The sequence below is a fragment of the Micromonospora sp. NPDC050200 genome (genome assembly GCF_040656135.1).
Taxonomy (GTDB): Bacteria; Actinomycetota; Actinomycetes; order Mycobacteriales; family Micromonosporaceae; genus Micromonospora.
Window position 1 is genome coordinate 183,202 of the sequence record NZ_JBFALG010000004.1, and the last position, 16,655, is coordinate 199,856.

A 16,655-nucleotide genomic window follows, 5' to 3' on the forward strand; every position below is an offset into this window, starting at 1 on the left:
GGCCCTCCTCAGATCGTCAGCCGCCCGGCAGGGCGGTACATGTCGCCGGTCGGCGGCGGGGTGCTGGCTGCGGCCGCCACGGCGATCTGCGCCCGGGTGGCCAGGTCCTGGAAGCGCAGCAGCGCGGCGAGTGCGAGGGACGCGCCGACGAGCGGAGAGATGTCCGCCGAGGCGATCTTGCGGCCCCACGCCCAGAGCCCGTCGCCGATCGGGCGGCTGGCGGCGCCGTCGATCGCGACGGTGAGTTCCGGTTGGTCGAGGTGCACCAGCTGGCCCTGCCGGACGGTGTCGGTGAAGTCGCCGCACGCGGCCCCGTACTGGGGGACGGTGGGGATCCACAGGTGGCCCCGCTCCCAGTCCTCCTTGCGTTCCTTCATCCGGGGGATGCCCGCGCGGTCCATCGGCAGGACCAGCGTCGCCGCCGGCGACTTCTCATCGAGCGTCCAGGCGACCGGCCGCAGCTTGGCGTGCCATTTCTCGATGCTTTCCCGCAGCCAGCCGGTGCCCTCGCCGTACTCGAGTACCACGATCCGCGGCAGGCCGAGCGGATCGAAACCAGCGCCGACGATGACGGCGTGGTCGCGCTTGGGGGTGATGTCGATCGCGATCGCGACGACGTCAGTGCCGACGCTCTCCGCGTCGCCGAGCAGCTCCCACTCCTCCGGGGTGGGCACGTTCGGGTCCCGGTCGACCTCCCCGTCCTCGCGGGCGATGTTCAGGTACGCCCGGTCGAACTCCGCCAGGTCGGCGGCCATCGACTCCAGCTCGGCGAAGACCGCGTCCTCGGTGATGGTGTGTCGCCACTCGGTGGAGCAGCGGCAGACGCCGCGGACCGGGGCCGGGCACAGCGCCGGCATGCACGTCCGCCAGACGGCCGGGTCGGTGCGGTCCATGCCCGGCAGCGCGCACCAGTCCAGGAACGCGATCTTGCTCTGCCGGCCCTGCTCGACGGCGGCGCGGCCGCGGGCGCGCATCGCGTTGAACGGCACGGACCGGCTGGTGCCGGCCGTGGACAGCCGCCACTTCTGCGCGTTCAGGCGGGTGATCATCGCCGGGCCGGTGGCCTGGTCCAGGCGGTAGTCGACCTGCCCGAAGTACTCGTCGAGCAGCGCCAGGTCGAGGACCTTGCCGTGGCCGGACAGCTCCCGGTTGGTGGTCAGGGTGTGGATCGAGCGGGTCTTGCCCCAGAGGATGGCCTCGCGGCCGTTGGCCTTACGGACCCGGTACTTGCCCCGGAACGCCTTGGCCGATTCCAAGGCTGGAAGGTGCTCGTCCTCCCACTTCTCTCGGGCGGCGGTGCCGGTCTGCGCGCCGTAGAGGATCCGCTGCCGTGTCCACGCGTTGCCCCGGTGCACCGCGACCGACAGGACGGTGGTGGTCTTGCCCGACTGCCTCGGCACCGTGAGGTCCACACCCCGGTACGCCAGCAGGCCGGTGTCGAGGTCGATCTCCAGGCCGATGTCGGCGGTGTACCGCTGCCATGGCATGTACGGCGAGCCGAGGGCCTTGGAGACCTTCGCCGCTTTCCCGCCGAGGGTCGGGCGGTCGAAGTTGCGGCGGGTGCCCCAGCGGGGCAGGCAGGTCAGCCCGTAGACCTCCCGGACCTTCTCGGCGTACGCCTGGTCAATCGGGGGAGCCGAGATCGTCAAGGTCGTCGTCCTCGTCGTCCGGATCCGGGGCCGCGCGCCGCCCGGTCAGGACCTGCTCCACCGCCGAGCGCAACTCCCGGGTCAGCCGCGGCAGCTCCTTGATCCCGTCGCCGCGCAGCCCGTCGATCTCGGCGGCCAGCCGGATCGCCGTCTTCGTCAGCGTGTCCTCCAACGGCCCCAGATCGCCGAGCTTGGCGACGTCGCCGCGGAGCGTGGCTTCGAGCTGGCCGGCCTCGCCGCCGCAGCTCGGGCACACCGGCGCGTCGACCTGGCCCTCGCCGACCAGCACCGCCGCCTGGTCGCCGAGCAACTCCAACGGCGTGACCTCGAGCGCGCCAGCGAGCGCCAGCAGCTCCTCCAGCGTCAGGCCACGGCGGCCGCGCTCGAGGAAGCCGACCACGTTCGCGGTGAACGACTCCGGCGCCCCGTACTCCCGGGCCCGCGCGGCGAGCTCGTCGCGGCCGAGGCCGGCCCGGTCCCGCAGATCCCGGATCCGATCACGTATCACCGCGTTGATCGCGGACCCGATCACACGGGTCTGATCTTGCGTCACCTTGACCATTTCCGCAGGTCACAGCCCTTCGGGGAGAAAAAAAGGGGGCTGGCCTCCCTGGGGCCTCCCGGCGATCGTCGCCACGGACTTCACCCCCCGGGGGGCGTCCAGGTGCATCACATGACGCACCTGGCGTCACCACTCGTGGGTCATCCGCGGCTGCCTGGGCGGCCGGTCGCCGCGGACCTGGTTGCACCGCTGACCACACGTCGGGCACGGGCACGACGTGCCATGCGCGGGCTTGTGATAGCGGCGGTCGTCGGGGTCCAGGCCCAGCTGCAGCAGCACCTTGCGCGGCGGGTCATGGTCCAACTCGTAGGCGCCCTCGTGGCCACACAGCCAGCACCTGGTGGACTTGCTGCGCAGGTCCACCTTGGCCGCTCTGTGCCGCCTGCCCTTGCGCCCCGCTGACCGGGCGACCACCAGCTACCCACCTACACGTACGCCCCGCACAGAGGCGGGGCGGTCGGCCGCGCCACGGGCAGACTCCAGGCGCTGCACACATGGTGATATGCCGACACTGATCTTGTCAAACACCTGTTCGGGTCACCCCACCACGCGTCGCCCCGAACGTCCTCGCCTCGGCCTCCACCAGCTGCTCGCCGACGTACCCGTAGACGTCCCGCCGGCGCACCGGCGGGTCGACGTGCGGGAAGCCGTCCGGGTGCGACTGGCAGCGCGGGCAGGCTTGCGGGCCCGCGCCGGCGACGTGGCCGGCGCGGCGGGACCGCAGCACCCACTGGTTGATCAGCTTCCGGTCGACGCGCAGCTGCGCCACCGCGTACGAGGTCGTCCACCACTGCACGCCGTCGACCACCACCACACCGCTCATGCCCGCCGCCGCTCCGCCCAGCCGCCGTGCCCGGCCGACGTCGTAGCGACACGGGGTCGCGGGGAGCCCTGCTCGGTGAGCCGCTGCGCGATCGCCACCGCGGTGGCCAGCCCGTGCTGGCCGTCCAACTCGCCGCGGGTCCACACGTGCGCCAGGCCCGGGCGGCGGTCGCGGCGCAGGCAGCCGCAGCCCTCGCCGGTGCACAGGCAGGGCCGGCGCACGCAGCGGACCGTCCACCGGCTCTTGTCGCGGCCCTCGTGGTGTAGCTGCAGCGACCGGTGCCGGCACGCCGGGCAGCGGTGCGCGAGGGGCTGCACCGCCTCGGCAACGACGCCGGCGGCGGCCCGGGCGGTGTCACCGGCGGCGGTCAGCACGCGGTGGATGTGGGTCAGCAGGTGCGCGTCGCGGTGCTCGTGTAGCTCGTCGACGACGCCGGCTCGCCACACCTCCCCGCCGGCGGTGGCCACCCACGGACGGCCGGGCCCCCCGGCGGTGAGCCAGTCCAGCACGTCCGCCACGGCGTCGACGGCGCCGGTGCGGCGGCCGACGTAGGAGCTGGCCCGGTAGGAGGCCACGCGATCCGCCAGGCCGGTCACGGCGCGGTGCACAGCGGCCTGGGCGTCGACGACGTCCAGCCGCGCGGCCGCGGCCGACGGCGCGAGCGCGGTCATCCCCCGCGCCAGGTTCCACGCCCGGTACGCACGATCGCTGCGCCCACGGGCCTCCAGGACCTCGGCCTGCTGCTCATCGACCGCCCGCCCTGGGCGCCGCTCCGGGCCAGGCGTCACGAGCAGCCCCAACCAAGTCCAGGACTCTCGCAGCCGCTCGACGGCCGCATGCACGTCGGCGATGCCCGTCGGCACCTTCGCTGCGGTCATGGCTGTTCCTCCCGGGAGTGTGGATCCGGACTTGGTGCAGCGGGTACGGCACCGGGTGGCCAGACGTAGTCAGGTTCAGGCGGGGCCGGGCGGGAGCGCCGGTGGTAGATGTCGGGGTGCTCTGGGCTGCGGGCCGGCTGGTTCGACCAGGGGGTCCGGGGAGCTGGTGGGGGCGCTATCGACTCGGGTTCCCCGCCCCGACCCAGCCCGGACCCTTGCGGCCGCTGATTGGTCATCGGCGCGGTCGTGGTCAGCGCCGGCGTTGGATGCACTGGTGGCGTCAGATCGACGTTCTGATCGCGTTCCGGTTCGGTGATCCGTTCATCAGTGCGGTCGACGGCCGGGTTTTGATGGTGATCGTGATCTGACGTCGATTCGTCGGTGATCGGCGCGTGATCGGTGGGCAGGTCCCGCAGCACCTGATCGCGGGCCCGCAGCCGTGCGGCCTGTTCCGGGGTGGGCACCGGCAGCAGCACCATGTCCGCCTCGTGTGGCAGCCTGTGGCCCTTGTGCTCGTTGCAGCGCTTGCACGAGAGCACCATGTTCTCGGCGTCCGGGCCGGCCGGCTGGTCCGGGTCGACGTGGTCGTAGTGGATCCGCTTGCGGGGGTCCTTGGCCCGTCCGGACTTGGGCGACAGCGGCCCGGAAGCGCAGTAGCGGCAACAGCCGCCGTCGCGGGTGTAGACCAAGGCCTTGAGTCGGGCGTCGCGCAGGTCCGCCTTCTGCGCCCGGTTGCGGTTGTACTCCCGGCGGTTCGGGTTGCGCTTGGAGAAGGCGTGGATCCGGTACGCGTAGCCGGTGATCCAGTGCTCGCCGAGGCACTCGCACTGGTCGCCTGGACGGTGTAGCAGCGGCGGCTGATCGAGGACGCCGCCGGTGAGCAGCCCGAGCAGCTTCTTCCGGCCGCGGCACTGCTGCAGGGCCATCCGCTCGGTCAGGTAGCCGTCCGACATCACCTGCGCCGATGTCGACTTCAGCCGGCAGTACGCCGCCTGGAGCGCGTCGACCAGGTCCGCGGCCCCGTCAGCGAGGACCTCCCACACCGGGTCGACGGCGAAGGTGTCAGATTCCAGCCAATACGGCATCAGCACACCCACCTAAAGATCAACATCTATGGCTTTCCCGGTATGGCGAAGCGCGGCCACCCGATAGGTGGCCGCGCCGAGCGGCGAGCTGAGGGACGAGCGGCGGCGGTGGGCGCCTACGGGGACGGTGGGTCGGGTACGGGCCGGTCGGTGCGCTCAGCCACGGTCGCCACCCCCGACCGAGTCCTTCCCGGTCATCACCTGGTCGTAGATCGCCAGCGCCCAGGCGGCGTCACCGAGTGCGGTGTGGCGTAGCTCCGGCGCGCAGGTGACGCCGAGCCGGTCCGCGAGGTCGCCGGTGCGCCACGCCGGCGTCGGGATCTCGACGGTGTCCAGGTCGGGCGGCGGCACCTGGCAGGTGCCGCACTGCGGGGAGCCGTTGTGGGCGTCGGCCAGCCACTCGACCGAGGTGTTGTAGCCGTCGCGGGTGCCAGCCAGGTAGCCGGCCGTGAGCGCGGCGACGTCGACCAGGTGGTGGTGCCAGGTCGGGGCGTGCCCGTGCGCGCGGAGAAATCGCGCCATGAAGCCGGCGTCGAACGCCGGGTTCGCGCCGACGATGGTGGCACCGTCGAGGATCTGCGCGAGCCAGCGTGCGACCGCCCGGCGGGGCACCCCTCCCAGCTCCGTAACAGGCCCCCAGCCGCCCATGCCTGCCTTGCCGGGCGGAGCCTCGACCACCCAGGTAACCGGACCGGTGTCCGAGCCGAGGACCTTGCTGGGCGGCTGGTCACGGTCGCCGACGTACGGGGTGGCGCGCTCGTAGTAGCGGCCGATACGCAGCGCGGCCGGCTCGGCCGCGGCGAGGTTCGGGCGGAGCATGATCTGCCACCGGCCGTTGTAGCGGGGGTCGCGGTGGTCGCGGACGACCGCGCCGATCTCCCAGATGTGGTGGCGGTCCGGGTCCAGCCCGGTGGTCTCCAGGTCCAAGGCCACGATGGTGGTCATGTCACCTCGTTGGGTCGGTGGTGTGCCCGGCGCCGGCGGCGTCCGGGGTGCTTGTGGCGGTGGTCGCGGCCGGTGCTGGCTTGCAGGCGGGGCAGCGGGAGCCGGGCAGGCCCCACACGGGCCGGTAGCAGCCGACGCAGGCCACGTACTCGTAGCCGGCTGGCGGCGACGGCTCGTCCGTGACCGCCGCGGTGGCGGGGGCGTCGCCGGCGAGCGCTGCGTCGACCAGCGCGCGGCCCTTGCGGGCCCGGGCCTCGGCCTCCGCCGAGGTCCGGGGCTGCCGGGCGGCCAGGTCCGCCTCCCAGGCCGGCCGGCCGCGCCGGCGCGGGGCGCTCACAGGTTCGGTCCCGGCGGATCGTCTGCCGGCTCGGCCGCGGCGTCGGCCGGCTGCTCGCGGGCCTCGGCGAGGACCCGCTCGCCGACGCCGGTCAGCTTCCACCGGCGGGTGACGTTGTCGTCGCCGCCGTCCAGCTCGACCAGCCGCATCTTGATCAGCGTGGCCAGCCGCTGCGTGGCCCGCTTGTACGCGCCGGTGACCACGGGGTCCTTCTCGAAGTCCGGCGGCCGGGCCCGGGGGCTGCGGTGCACCCGGCCGTCGTCGACGGCGGCGAGCAGCTTCACCTGCTCCAGGTCGAGGGAGATCTCCATCAGTGCTCCGATCGTGCGGGGGCGGTCACGCGGCCGCCGTGGTGGTCGAGCCGCCGTCGAGCACCACCAGGTGCCCACGGCGACGTGCGGTCTCGGTAGGCGGCGGCGCTGCGGGGACGGCCAAGGCCTGATCGACCGCGTGCGGCGGTATCGCCGGCGGCAGCGGCGGCGGGCCGAAACGCTCCAGCACCAGGGCGAGGACCAGTTCGTCCTTCGTCACGGCCCATCACCCCGGCCCCGGCCCGAGCCGTTCGGAGCACGCCGCGCAGTCCCGGGCCTTGTAGCGGTACGGGGTGCCCGTGCGGGTCGCGGTGACGGTGGCGCCGCAGAGGTGCGGGTACCGCTCGGCGCGGGACACCGGCCGACCGAGCACTGCGCTGGCCACCGCCCACAGACCCGGCCGGATCATCGCTGCGGCCCCTGCTCTGCGGACAGGTCGGTGGCTGCCATGCGGCGCAGCAGCAGCAGCGTCCGATCCGCGGTGCCCGGGTCGATCGCGGTCCTGTAGGTCAGGCCGTGCGCCTGCGGGTCGATCTCGCCGCGCCAGTAGGTGGCCCGCAGCTTCAGGTCGTGTGGGTTGGGTTGGGCGTACGAGCCGGGCGAGGTGGTCATGCGGTAGACGCGGCGCAGGTGCCACAGCTCGGCGGGCATCCAGGTGACCACCACCCCGGACAGGGCCGCCCGCACCTGCTCCTCGATGGCGTTCGGGGCGAGCGCCCCGGCCGGGACCGCCTTCACCCGCGTGCCGGCGAGCCGGATCGTCGCGTCGATCAGGCGCCTGCCGGTTGCGTCGACCGCGTCCACGACCAGGGCGACCGGGGCCGGGTTCTGCCGGCCGGACGGCGCGGGCGGCCGGAGCACCTCGTCGACGCGCACCACCACCGAAGGCGACCGTTGCGGGTCGAGCACCTCGGCCGCCCACCGGGCGTGCAGCGCCCGCAGGTCGGCGGCCTTGCGGAGAGCATCCTGCAGGCGAGCGATGCGCGCGCACGCCGGACACAGCCGGGCCACCGTCGCTGGCACCGTGGGACCGTCCGAGGGCCTGACGTCGACCGCCGTGACCGGGCGGTCCGGGTGCGCCCCGCAGCCCTCACACACCCGGATGGTGCCCGCGGTGGGGCGGGCGCGGGCGCGGGCGGCTTCCAGCTGCGCGGCGGTCGCCAGCGACGGCAGCGACTCGGGCAGCGCGTACAGCTCGACGAACTCCTTCTTGCCGCGCCAGTTCGCGACGTCGGCGTACGCCCGGACCGGCCCGCCCGGCACCCGGGGGAAGTCCAGATCCGCCAGCTGCGTCTTGCTGAACAGCCCGGACGGCACCCGCCGCCAGCCCTCGTACACCGGTAGGTCAGCCACGGTCGCCGCCGCGCAGGGCTGCCCGCCGCACTTCGCGGGCGGTACGCCGGCGGGCGCCGGCCTCCGTCCACGCGTAGCCGTGACGCGTCCGGGCGGCGGCGGCGATGACACCCCAGTGCCAGCGGCGCCGCCACCACGGCCGGGCCTTGATCAGTCGCGGCTGGAAGTCGTAGACGTGCGTCTCCGGCAGGGCGGCCAGCGTGACCGCCTCGGGCTCGGCCGGCTGGGCGGGCAGGGGAGGACGAGCATCCAGCGCGGCCGCCGGCGGCGCGGGCAGCGTTGCGTTCCAGAGCTTGGCGGCGGCCACGAAGCTGTCCTTGAGGGCGCGGGCTTCGTCCTCGCTGAGGCTCGTCGACCTGGCCGTGAACAGCGCGGTGGGACGGGCCGGCACCGCGGGCAGGCGGCCCAGCCGCTCGGGCTGACCGGGCCGGTACTCGGGATAGGTGGCGTAGCCGGGCCGGGCCGCCGCGGCGGCGCGCAGCTCGGCGTCGGTCAGTCGGTCACCCATCGCGGCGCACCTCCAGGTCGACGCGGTCGCCGATGAGCAGCCGGTCACCGAGGTCGTTGACCGAGCATTCGAACCGGCCGGCGTACACCGGACCGGCGACGGCGCCCAGGCCCTGCTCGGCGAGGCGGTTGACGGGACAGTCGAAGAGGTTCGGTCGGCAGCTGAGCGGGTGCTTGATGGTCCAGCCGTCCACGCTGATGTCGATGATGTGGCGGGGGTCGTCGTCGGCGGGGGCGAGCCGGCCGGCGGCGGCAAGCGCGTCGAGCGCGCCGCGGATGCCGTGCTCGTCGCAGCAGTCCTCTTCAGCCACGTCCCGGGCGTGCGGGCACACCTCAGGCACCGGGTGCACCAGCTCGTGAGCGGTCCACGCCTTGACGAAGGCGTCGTAGGCCAGCTGCACGTCGGCGTCGGTGTACGGCAGACCCGTCACCGGTACTCCTCTCGGTCTGTCTCGCCGAGGATCGCGGCGTCGCGGGCTTGCGCGGCGGCGGCGAGTGCTGGCGAGATGCGGCTCTTCGGTGCTGGTGGTGGCGCGGCCGGGGTGTGGTTGGCGTCGCCGGCCTCCCCGACGCGCAGGCATTTGCGGCAGGTGAGCCGCTGGCGGTGGTCCCGGCCGATGTCGGGGTCCGGGTCCCACTGCGGGCAGATCCGCCGTGCCGGCTTGCTGACGGTCATCGGAGGTCGTCCTCGCCGTCCTGGTCGTCGTCGAGGAGGTCCGGGCCGGTCTGGCCGGGGCCGCCCCGCCCGGACAGGCCGGGCAGGGCGACCGGGGCAGCGGCAGCGCGGGCCTTGGCCTTGCGCTTGCGCCAGCAGCCGGCGCCGATCCGGCGGGCCCGCGACGCCGCGGTCGTCACCGGTGTGCGGTAGTCCAGACACAGCACCTTCGGCTGCTCGTCCGTGGTCGCGGTACGCACGGTGGTGGTCACCACGACGACGTCACCCCCGTCCACACGGCGGAGACCCGCCCGTCGGGGTACGCGGCCGCGACGGTGGCGATGTCCACGCCGACCGAGACCGGCATGTGCGGGCGACAGGCGTGGTGCGCGGCGGCGAACTCGGCCGACCTGGCGGCGATGTACTCGGCGAAGCGTGGGTTCACCAGCGGCCGGTCCGGCGGGCCCGCCGCTGACGGCGCCGGCGGCGCGGGGGCGACCGCCATGACCCGCACCAGGTGGTCGTGACGGTCGGACCGCAGGATCAGCACGATCCACACCAGCAGTCCCGCGCACAGCGCGGAGAGCAGCACCGCGGCCGCCGCCGCCGCCAAGTCGTACTGGGCGGGGGTCAGGGCGGTCACTGCTCGGCTCCCTGGGTGTCGTCGGGGTGGGTGAGGTCGCCGCGCAGCTCGGCGAGCACCTCGTCACGGGAGGCCGGCGGCTCGACCGGCTCGGCGGCCAGGGCGAGGACGTCCGCCGGGTCGATGCGGCCGGTCAGCTCGTCGACGGGCGCGGGCAGCGCGACGTCGGGGTCCTGCCACCGGCTGGGGTTGAGCCGGAGCCGGGTGGCCGGGTGGAGCGGGTTGTAGTCGGCGCTGACCGGGTCGGCGATCTGCCGGCGGCCGGTGGCGTCCCGGGTGTCGGCCGGGTCGGGCCGGTGGTGGCCGACCCGGGCCGTGGCGGTGAGGCTCACGCGACACCCCGAAGGGCCGGGTCGACCAGCGGGGCCAGGCCGAGCAGGTGCGGCGGGATCGTCACGACCCCGTCGATCGCGGTGTACGCGTCCGGGTGCGGGTCGTCGACGGTCAGCGTCAGCGTCAGCGTCAGCGTCTGGGCGGGGAACACCGGGGCGTCGACGCGGGGCGCGCCGGGGAGCTGCGGCGGGTTGGGCCAGGGCGACGTCACCGGGCACCTCCGGCGGGGAACAGACCGACGACGTGCTCCACGTCGGCGTCGTTGAGCTGGTCCCGGCCGATCCAGTAGCCGAGGAGGATGCGGGCCTGCCGGCGGGTGACCACCCCGAACGCGGCGACCGCCTGGTGGGCGCTGTCGCGGACGTGGGCGACGGCGATGCGCGTCTCGAACTCGGCGTCGACCAGGTGGCGGGCGGTGTCGGCGACGTGGCCGGTGAGGCCGGCCCAGTGCTGGGCGATCGCGGCCAGGTCATCGGTGGTGGCGGTGGTGAGGGTGGCGCGCAGGGTGGTGAGGAAGACGTCCTCGACGTCCTCGACGGTCGGGGCGGTCACCGGGTGCCGCCCTCGGCGAGCTGCGCGCGCAGGGCGTCCAGCTCGGCGCGCATCGCCGCCTTCTCCGCGTCCTCCGGCTCGGGGACGTAGGTGTAGACGCAGACTTTCACGCCTCCGACCAGGGGGTCGGCCCGGTACTGGTCGCGTCGCCGGCCGCCATCGGCGCCGATGGCGGCCGTGGTGCCGAAGGCGGCGGCGAGGGCGTCGACCAGCGGCACCATCCGCTCGGCGTCGCCCTCCATGACGCTGCCCAGGATGGCGAGGTTGACGCTCGCGGGTCGGGTGTCGGTCCCGGCGAGGGTGGCGATCCGGTCGGCGACCTGGCGCAGGTCGGCGGCGAGGGACAGCCAGCAGTCCGCGGCGACCTGCGCCGGGTTGGCGGGCAAGGCGCTGCTGCTGCTCTGCGGTACGGTCTGGTACATCTGGACTCCTTGCTTGACGGTTGGTTGTCCGGGTGGGAGGCCCCGCTGCAACGGGGCCTCGTTTCTTGCGTTCCGGGTGGCTGGCCGGAGGCTGATGTCGCGGCTGGCCACCCGGGGTCTGGTGGGGTCAGCAGGGGCGCGGTCGCGGCCACGGCGGCGGCGGGGGCGGCGGCTTCGGATTCGGCAGGGTGACTCCCATGGCTTCCTCCTCTCACTGATCGATCGGGGTGGCGGCCAGCAGTTCGAGCTGCTGGCCGAGGCGTAGCGGCGTGAAAACCTGACCGCTACGTCCGGCTGCTGGCCCGGTTGGCCTTGTGGTCGCGCCGGCGCCGCTGACGCGGGGTCAGCTCCGGCGACCCGGTCTGCCGGCGGTAGCGGTCCTCGCGCTGCTCGCGCGACAGCGGCGACGCCGTGACGCCCCTGGCGCCGGCGCTCGACGCGGCCGCCTCCAGGCGGATGCGCTCGGCCATCTGCTTGCCGAGGACGCTCAGGTTGAGGTTGAACCCCGGCCCGGACGGGGGGCCGCCGGTGTCAGGTCCGGTCATGCTGCAACTCCTTTGGATTGGCCGACTTCGGCGCGCTTCGCCGCGACCTCGTCGGGGGTGGGGACATGTGCGGGCTTCACCGCGCGGCTGGCCAGGATCGCGGCGGCGTCTTCGTGGGTGAAGCGGATCTCGTTGGCGATGCGGTGGTGCGGGAACATCCGGGCAGAGACGCCTCTGCGGAGCCAGTCCTCGCCGGTCTTCCACAGCGCGGCCAGCTCGGCGAAGGTGAACACCTCCAGGCCGTGGCTCATGCGGCGCCCTCGGTCGGGACCTCGAAGTACTCGTCGAGCGAAACCTGGAGGCCTCGGCGTGCGAGCTCGTCGCTGTGCTGCCGGAAGACGGAGATCGTCTGGCTCATGAACTTCTCGCCCACCGACTCGCCGGCAAGCGCCCGCTTCAGGGTCTTGATGTCCATCTCCAGCAGGTGCGCCTGCTGTGACTCGCGCTGTCGGCCGAGCGCCAGCATTGCCAGCGAGAACGGAACCAGGCGCACTCGCACCCGGGCGGGCGTTTCCGGCTGGCGTGGTACGCGCTTCCGGGAGTGTGTTTCCTGTTTCACGTTTGGGACCGTACGCCGGAAGCGCGCGCCCGGCAACTCAGCCGTTCGGCCCACTTGGCCGGAAACGCATTCCCGGATAGATTTCCCAGCATGGCCCAGAGAGGATTGAAGGCACGCGCTCGACTCAGAGCGATTGCCCGTGTCAGCGGTGGTAGACGCGACCCGCGACGCACCTACGTGCTACGGCCTGCCGTGAATGCAGGTCCGGGAATACATTCCCGATACGATGGCCTTATGGTCGGCGAGGTCGATGTCAACGAGTGGGCCAAGGTCGTCAGAGAGCTCCTCGACTCCGAGACCAGAGGCAAGAAGGCGCCGTTCGCGCGAGCAGTCGGCGTAGACGTGCGCACGGTCTCCAACTGGTTGGACCGGGCGGTCGCGGTGCGCGAGGCGAACGTCCGCAGGGTCGCCGAGACGTTCGAGCTAAACCCGGTCGAGTTGCTCGTGCGAGTGGGCGTTCTCCAGCCCGCCGACCTGCCCTACCGGCCCACCGACGAAGAGATCGACGAAGAGCAGCGCGCAGTCCTGGAGTCGGACCTCGACGACGAAACAAAGGCGGAGGTCCTCCAGCAACTGGAGGAGATGCGCGCCGCCGACGAGCGGCTGATCGTGGAGCAGCGCGAGCGCGACAAGCAGCGCCGGATGCGGGAGCTGACCTACCGCATCGAGCAGGCGCGCCGCAGCGCGTAGCACCAACCCTTCCCATCGCCGCCGGCCCGGCCGCGGCTCATTCACCCATGCCCTGGGGAGATTCCATGTGGGTCGAGAAGAACGGCCGCAGCTACCGAATCCGCGAGCTCATCGCTGGTGAGAAGATCACGTTGGCCAGCGGATACGAGACGAAGTCGGCCGCCCAGAACGCGATGACGATCATGAAGGCGGACGCCCTACGCGGGGACGCCCTGGTGCCGCGCGGCGGCGAGCTGACCCTCGCCGAGTGGGTGGCCACCTGGTGGCCGGCCTACAAGCGGGCGCTGAAGGCCACCAGCCAGCCGAGCATCGAAGGCGTGATCAACCGGTACATCCTGTCGATGCTCGGACACCTGCGCCTGGGCGAGCTGTCCGATCAGCCGCTCATCGTGCAGCGGTGGACCAACGACCTGCTCGACGGGCGGACCAAGGTCAAGAAGCCTCGGCCGCTGGCGTCGAAGACCGTCCGGAACGCTCACGGCCAGCTCTACGTCATCATGGCCGCCGCGATCACCCACAAGTACATCCGCCACAACCCGTGCGAGCACACGCTGCTGCCGGAGGAGGACGACGACCGGGACGAGATGCTCTTCTTGACGCCCGAGGAGGCCGATCGGCTCGTCGAGGCGGTGCCGGAGCACTGGCGGCCCCTGATCCTGCTTTTCCTCGCGACCGGGCTACGTTGGTCCGAGGCGATGGGGCTGCGGAGGCGGGACATCGACTTGGTGCGCGGCCGGTTGCACGTCCGGCTCCAGACAGTCGAGGTGAGCGGTCGGCCGGTCGACCAGACGCCAAAGACGAAGCGCGGGAAGCGGTACGTGTCGTTCCCGAAGGACATCGGCGAGATGCTGCGCCCGCTGCTGGACGGGAAGAAGCCGGACGACCGCGTCTTCACCGGCCCGCAGGGCGGCATGATCCGGCGCAAGGAGTTCTACGAGATCTGGTGGCTCGTACGCAAGACCGCCGGCTTCCCCGGACTGCGTTTGCACGACCTGAGGCACACCCACGTGGCGTGGCTGATCGCGGCCAACGTGCCGCTGTCGGCGATCTCCAGGCGGATCGGCCACAAGGACATCGGGTTCACCGATGAGCGGTACGGTCACCTTCTGCCGGAGGTCGACGAGGGTGTGGTGGCGGCAGTGGAGGCAGCCATGAGCAAGATCGACTTTAGGGGAAACGTAGGGGAACCCGCCCCCGCCGGACCCCCGTCAGCCCCCGTCGACCCCGCCGAAACCCCTGGTCAGGAGGGGTGACAAGCCCCTGACCTGGGGCGATAAACAAGTTCGAATCTCGTATCCTCCGCTCTCTTGAGCAGGAAAAACGACAGGGCCGGCCCCACCGGGGACCGGCCCTGAGTCGTCTCTACGGTCGCTCTCGCCTCTTGTCGTCTCGACCGCCCGGTTCGGGCCGGTCGGCCGGCGGGCCTCCCCGCCGCGTTCCGCTTCCTGGCGGAAGAGCCATGTCGCCCGCCCTGTCGCCCGCTCTGCCGTCCGCACCGCTCTCGACGCACCGCTGGTTGCCGTGCTGCCGGCCTCCGCCGTGAACTCGTTTCCGTCGGGGTGGCAATAACAGGGCGGAGACCCACTTCCCGTGGAAGGTCGTCAATGAACCGAGCGAGACAAGACCCGATCCCCGTCGACGCGGCGGACGACGCGGCGGTCATCAAGCAGTCAGTACGCGAGCCGGAACGATTCGGGATCATCTTCGACCGGCACGCGGCGCACATCCACCGATACCTGGCCCGGCGGCTGAACGCGGAACTTGCCGACGACCTGGTGGGCGAGACCTTCCTGACCGCGTTCGACAGCCGCAAACGGTACGACCTGACCAGGCAGGACGCCCGGCCGTGGTTGTACGGCATCGCGACCAACCTGAGCAGGCGGCATCATCGCGCCGAGCTGTCCGCGTACCGCCTTCGTCACGCTCTCGGCCCCGAACCGACCGGCCCGAGCCACGCCGATCAGGTTGCGGACGACGTGACCGCGCAGGCGTTGCGGTCGGTGCTGACCACTGCGCTGTCCGAGCTGTCCGACGGCGACCGGGACGTCCTGCTGCTGATCGCCTGGGAGCAACTCAGCTACGACGAGGTCGCCGCGGCGCTCGCCATTCCGATCGGCACCGTCCGATCCCGCCTGCACCGGGCCCGACAACAGGTCCAGAAGTCGATCGGTCACACCAACCCCAGCAACATCGCAGAGGAGAAGGTACGCCATGGATGACATCCAACTGATCCAGGAACTCGGTCAGGAGACCCCGCTGCCGACCAGCGACCGGCTCGCCCAGGCCCGCGACCGGTTGGCGAGTGCGATGGCGGCGCCACCCAGCACCGACGTACGGACCGTCCGGCCGGCACGCCGCCGGTCCACGTGGCGGCTCGCCTGGACCGGATTCGCCGCGACCGCCAGCGCCGCGCTCGCCGTCGCGGTGTACGTACTGGCTCCTGACCAGGTCGGCGGCGAGGTACCCGCGGCCAATGCCGAAGCCGCCCAGGTGCTGCACCAGGCCGCGGCGGCGGCGCTGCGGGTCCCGGATGTGGAGCCACGTGCCAACCAGTTCGTCTACGTGAAGTCACAGTCGGGCGGCGAGATCCGGCAGATCTGGCGCTCGGTCGATGGGACGCGGGACGGGCTCCTGCTCGACCAGGTCGGTGGCCGCACCGAGCAGATTCCCCTCCCTGGCTGCCGCAACGGCCGCCGGGCGGTAGAGAAGGGCGGCCAGGTGGACCCGACGCGGACCGAACCGTGCGTACCGGAACCCGCCTACATCCAGGATCTGCCGACCGATGCCGATGCCCTGTCCGCCTACCTGACGGCGCACAGCGGCGCCGCGCCCGGCGACACCAACGCCCTCGGCAAGTACATCCTGACCTTGGTCGACGAGTCCTACCTACGACCGAATGCACGCGCCGCGCTCTTCGACGTCGTGGCGGGTATGCCCAACCTCACCGTGGTCGAGAACGCCACCGACGGGAGCGGACGACCCGGTATCGGGATCGGCTGGTCGTCCGACGGGAAGTCGGGTCAACTCGTTTTCGACGCCAACACCCACGCCTTCCTCGGCATGCCGGAATCAGCCATCCTGACCGTCGACATCGTCGACAGAGTCGGCACGCAGAACTGACCCACGAACCGTGAAGGGCCGGCCCCGCACGGGGCCGGCCCTTCGTCGTACGGCGGGGAGGGTCACCCGCGCGGGCGGGCCCAGGAGACGAAGCGGTCGGTCAGGCCGGCCGGGGACAGGGCGTGGTCGAGGCCGGCGAGTTGATCGGCGGCCTCGGCCTGGAGGGTCGCCAGGTAGACGGTCAGCGCGACCCGATCATGGCGGTACTCGGCGAGCAGCCGCAGCTTCGCCGCCGAACAGGGCCAGGCGATGCCGCACGCCTGGCAGCGCCAGGTCGGTCGGGTGGGTACGTGCTCCCGGTGGCGGGTCACCGCGCCGGCACCTCGACGACGCCGGCCCGGTCGACGCGGACGAACGCGAAGCGCTCACCGGTGCGGAGCGTGCCGTCCGGGTTCACCTCGTGGCCGCGTAACTCGGCCCACTGCGCTCCCTCGAACGGGCCGACGCTCAGCACCTCGGTGATCCGCAGGGTCAGCGGCCCCGCACCGAAGCGATACGCGTCGGCGGGGACGCGGATCGTCGCGCCGACGGTCAGGCTCATCCGTGACTCCTTCGCGGTGGAGGGGGCCGCCCCGCCTCCCCGCCGGGGCGGCCCCGTGACTGACGCCGACCGCCGGGCTCCCTCGCCTCCACCGGCCGCGCCGTCCTGTGAGACCACCCTTGCGCGCGTCACCAGACAGATACAC

29 protein-coding genes are annotated in these 16,655 nt (G+C 72.5%); 4 read left to right on the forward strand and 25 right to left on the reverse strand.

Annotated features, from left to right (window positions below; genetic code table 11):
* Positions 1-8 precede the first annotated feature (8 nt).
* The 23 genes from AB0I41_RS05065 to AB0I41_RS05175 form a co-directional block, all read right to left on the reverse strand.
* The gene (locus tag AB0I41_RS05065) at positions 9-1,649 is read right to left on the reverse strand and encodes a hypothetical protein (protein WP_357101976.1); all 1,641 of its coding nucleotides are present in this window, start codon (positions 1,647-1,649) and stop codon (positions 9-11) included.
* Complete coding sequence (locus AB0I41_RS05070; protein WP_357101978.1) at positions 1,624-2,181, reverse strand: helix-turn-helix domain-containing protein; 558 nt, start codon at positions 2,179-2,181, stop codon at positions 1,624-1,626. Before AB0I41_RS05070 ends, AB0I41_RS05065 begins: the two co-directional genes overlap by 26 nt.
* A gap of 550 nt (positions 2,182-2,731) precedes the next feature.
* A complete protein-coding gene (locus tag AB0I41_RS05075) occupies positions 2,732-3,034 on the reverse strand; it encodes a hypothetical protein (RefSeq protein WP_357101980.1) in 303 nt (100 codons plus the stop codon).
* Positions 3,031-3,912 (reverse strand): hypothetical protein, encoded by an 882-nt coding sequence (locus tag AB0I41_RS05080; protein ID WP_357101982.1) that lies wholly within the window; start codon positions 3,910-3,912, stop codon positions 3,031-3,033. Before AB0I41_RS05080 ends, AB0I41_RS05075 begins: the two co-directional genes overlap by 4 nt.
* Positions 3,909-4,997 carry an HNH endonuclease gene (locus tag AB0I41_RS05085; RefSeq protein WP_357101984.1) on the reverse strand — a complete coding sequence of 363 codons (1,089 nt, stop codon included), beginning with the start codon at positions 4,995-4,997 and terminating at the stop codon, positions 3,909-3,911. The genes AB0I41_RS05080 and AB0I41_RS05085 overlap by 4 nt, the downstream gene beginning before the upstream one ends.
* Positions 4,998-5,153: 156 nt before the next feature.
* Complete coding sequence (locus tag AB0I41_RS05090; RefSeq protein ID WP_357101986.1) at positions 5,154-5,942, reverse strand: hypothetical protein; 789 nt, start codon at positions 5,940-5,942, stop codon at positions 5,154-5,156.
* A 1-nt stretch (position 5,943) separates the two neighbouring features.
* Positions 5,944-6,279, reverse strand: a complete 336-nt coding sequence (locus AB0I41_RS05095) for a hypothetical protein (RefSeq protein ID WP_357101988.1) — start codon at positions 6,277-6,279, stop codon at positions 5,944-5,946.
* Positions 6,276-6,590: a hypothetical protein gene (locus AB0I41_RS05100; protein ID WP_357101990.1), complete on the reverse strand. Its 315-nt coding sequence runs from the start codon at positions 6,588-6,590 to the stop codon at positions 6,276-6,278. The genes AB0I41_RS05095 and AB0I41_RS05100 overlap by 4 nt, the downstream gene beginning before the upstream one ends.
* A 25-nt stretch (positions 6,591-6,615) precedes the next feature.
* Positions 6,616-6,810, reverse strand: a complete 195-nt coding sequence (locus AB0I41_RS05105) for a hypothetical protein (RefSeq protein WP_357101992.1) — start codon at positions 6,808-6,810, stop codon at positions 6,616-6,618.
* A 6-nt stretch (positions 6,811-6,816) separates the two neighbouring features.
* Entirely contained in the window at positions 6,817-6,999 is a 183-nt protein-coding gene (locus tag AB0I41_RS05110; RefSeq protein WP_357101994.1) for a hypothetical protein, read from the reverse strand.
* Positions 6,996-7,943 carry a hypothetical protein gene (locus AB0I41_RS05115; RefSeq protein WP_357101996.1) on the reverse strand — a complete coding sequence of 316 codons (948 nt, stop codon included), beginning with the start codon at positions 7,941-7,943 and terminating at the stop codon, positions 6,996-6,998. Before AB0I41_RS05115 ends, AB0I41_RS05110 begins: the two co-directional genes overlap by 4 nt.
* A complete protein-coding gene (locus AB0I41_RS05120) occupies positions 7,936-8,451 on the reverse strand; it encodes a hypothetical protein (RefSeq protein WP_357101998.1) in 516 nt (171 codons plus the stop codon). The genes AB0I41_RS05115 and AB0I41_RS05120 overlap by 8 nt, the downstream gene beginning before the upstream one ends.
* Entirely contained in the window at positions 8,444-8,881 is a 438-nt protein-coding gene (locus tag AB0I41_RS05125) for a hypothetical protein (RefSeq protein WP_357102000.1), read from the reverse strand. The genes AB0I41_RS05120 and AB0I41_RS05125 overlap by 8 nt, the downstream gene beginning before the upstream one ends.
* Entirely contained in the window at positions 8,878-9,126 is a 249-nt protein-coding gene (locus tag AB0I41_RS05130; RefSeq protein WP_357102002.1) for a hypothetical protein, read from the reverse strand. The genes AB0I41_RS05125 and AB0I41_RS05130 overlap by 4 nt, the downstream gene beginning before the upstream one ends.
* Positions 9,123-9,380 carry a hypothetical protein gene (locus AB0I41_RS05135; RefSeq protein WP_357102004.1) on the reverse strand — a complete coding sequence of 86 codons (258 nt, stop codon included), beginning with the start codon at positions 9,378-9,380 and terminating at the stop codon, positions 9,123-9,125. The genes AB0I41_RS05130 and AB0I41_RS05135 overlap by 4 nt, the downstream gene beginning before the upstream one ends.
* The gene (locus AB0I41_RS05140) at positions 9,374-9,748 is read right to left on the reverse strand and encodes a hypothetical protein (protein WP_357102006.1); all 375 of its coding nucleotides are present in this window, start codon (positions 9,746-9,748) and stop codon (positions 9,374-9,376) included. Before AB0I41_RS05140 ends, AB0I41_RS05135 begins: the two co-directional genes overlap by 7 nt.
* Complete coding sequence (locus AB0I41_RS05145; RefSeq protein ID WP_357102008.1) at positions 9,745-10,080, reverse strand: hypothetical protein; 336 nt, start codon at positions 10,078-10,080, stop codon at positions 9,745-9,747. The genes AB0I41_RS05140 and AB0I41_RS05145 overlap by 4 nt, the downstream gene beginning before the upstream one ends.
* A complete protein-coding gene (locus tag AB0I41_RS05150) occupies positions 10,077-10,292 on the reverse strand; it encodes a hypothetical protein (RefSeq protein ID WP_357102010.1) in 216 nt (71 codons plus the stop codon). Before AB0I41_RS05150 ends, AB0I41_RS05145 begins: the two co-directional genes overlap by 4 nt.
* Positions 10,289-10,633, reverse strand: coding sequence for a hypothetical protein (locus tag AB0I41_RS05155; protein ID WP_357102012.1), 345 nt, complete (start codon positions 10,631-10,633; stop codon positions 10,289-10,291). The genes AB0I41_RS05150 and AB0I41_RS05155 overlap by 4 nt, the downstream gene beginning before the upstream one ends.
* Positions 10,630-11,055 (reverse strand): hypothetical protein, encoded by a 426-nt coding sequence (locus AB0I41_RS05160; RefSeq protein ID WP_357102014.1) that lies wholly within the window; start codon positions 11,053-11,055, stop codon positions 10,630-10,632. Before AB0I41_RS05160 ends, AB0I41_RS05155 begins: the two co-directional genes overlap by 4 nt.
* Positions 11,056-11,339: 284 nt before the next feature.
* Positions 11,340-11,600, reverse strand: coding sequence for a hypothetical protein (locus tag AB0I41_RS05165; RefSeq protein WP_357102016.1), 261 nt, complete (start codon positions 11,598-11,600; stop codon positions 11,340-11,342).
* Positions 11,597-11,851, reverse strand: coding sequence for a hypothetical protein (locus AB0I41_RS05170; protein ID WP_357102018.1), 255 nt, complete (start codon positions 11,849-11,851; stop codon positions 11,597-11,599). Before AB0I41_RS05170 ends, AB0I41_RS05165 begins: the two co-directional genes overlap by 4 nt.
* On the reverse strand, positions 11,848-12,159 hold the full coding sequence (locus AB0I41_RS05175) for a hypothetical protein (RefSeq protein ID WP_357102020.1): 312 nt from the start codon (positions 12,157-12,159) through the stop codon (positions 11,848-11,850). Before AB0I41_RS05175 ends, AB0I41_RS05170 begins: the two co-directional genes overlap by 4 nt.
* Positions 12,160-12,393: 234 nt before the next feature.
* On the opposite strand from AB0I41_RS05175, the gene AB0I41_RS05180 reads away from it, so the two are divergent.
* The 4 genes from AB0I41_RS05180 (at position 12,394) to AB0I41_RS05195 (ending at position 15,969) form a co-directional block, all read left to right on the forward strand.
* Positions 12,394-12,849 carry a hypothetical protein gene (locus tag AB0I41_RS05180; protein ID WP_357102022.1) on the forward strand — a complete coding sequence of 152 codons (456 nt, stop codon included), beginning with the start codon at positions 12,394-12,396 and terminating at the stop codon, positions 12,847-12,849.
* Positions 12,850-12,914: 65 nt separating this feature from the next.
* On the forward strand, positions 12,915-14,102 hold the full coding sequence (locus tag AB0I41_RS05185; RefSeq protein ID WP_357102024.1) for a tyrosine-type recombinase/integrase: 1,188 nt from the start codon (positions 12,915-12,917) through the stop codon (positions 14,100-14,102).
* A 351-nt stretch (positions 14,103-14,453) separates the two neighbouring features.
* Positions 14,454-15,068 (forward strand): RNA polymerase sigma factor, encoded by a 615-nt coding sequence (locus AB0I41_RS05190; RefSeq protein WP_357102026.1) that lies wholly within the window; start codon positions 14,454-14,456, stop codon positions 15,066-15,068.
* The gene (locus AB0I41_RS05195) at positions 15,061-15,969 is read left to right on the forward strand and encodes a CU044_5270 family protein (protein WP_357102028.1); all 909 of its coding nucleotides are present in this window, start codon (positions 15,061-15,063) and stop codon (positions 15,967-15,969) included. Before AB0I41_RS05190 ends, AB0I41_RS05195 begins: the two co-directional genes overlap by 8 nt.
* A gap of 62 nt (positions 15,970-16,031) precedes the next feature.
* Here the strand turns inward: AB0I41_RS05195 and AB0I41_RS05200 are convergent, their stop codons facing one another.
* Both AB0I41_RS05200 and AB0I41_RS05205 read right to left on the reverse strand, forming a co-directional pair.
* Positions 16,032-16,280: a flavin reductase gene (locus tag AB0I41_RS05200; RefSeq protein ID WP_357102030.1), complete on the reverse strand. Its 249-nt coding sequence runs from the start codon at positions 16,278-16,280 to the stop codon at positions 16,032-16,034.
* Complete coding sequence (locus AB0I41_RS05205; RefSeq protein WP_357102032.1) at positions 16,277-16,510, reverse strand: hypothetical protein; 234 nt, start codon at positions 16,508-16,510, stop codon at positions 16,277-16,279. Before AB0I41_RS05205 ends, AB0I41_RS05200 begins: the two co-directional genes overlap by 4 nt.
* Positions 16,511-16,655: the final 145 nt, after the last annotated feature.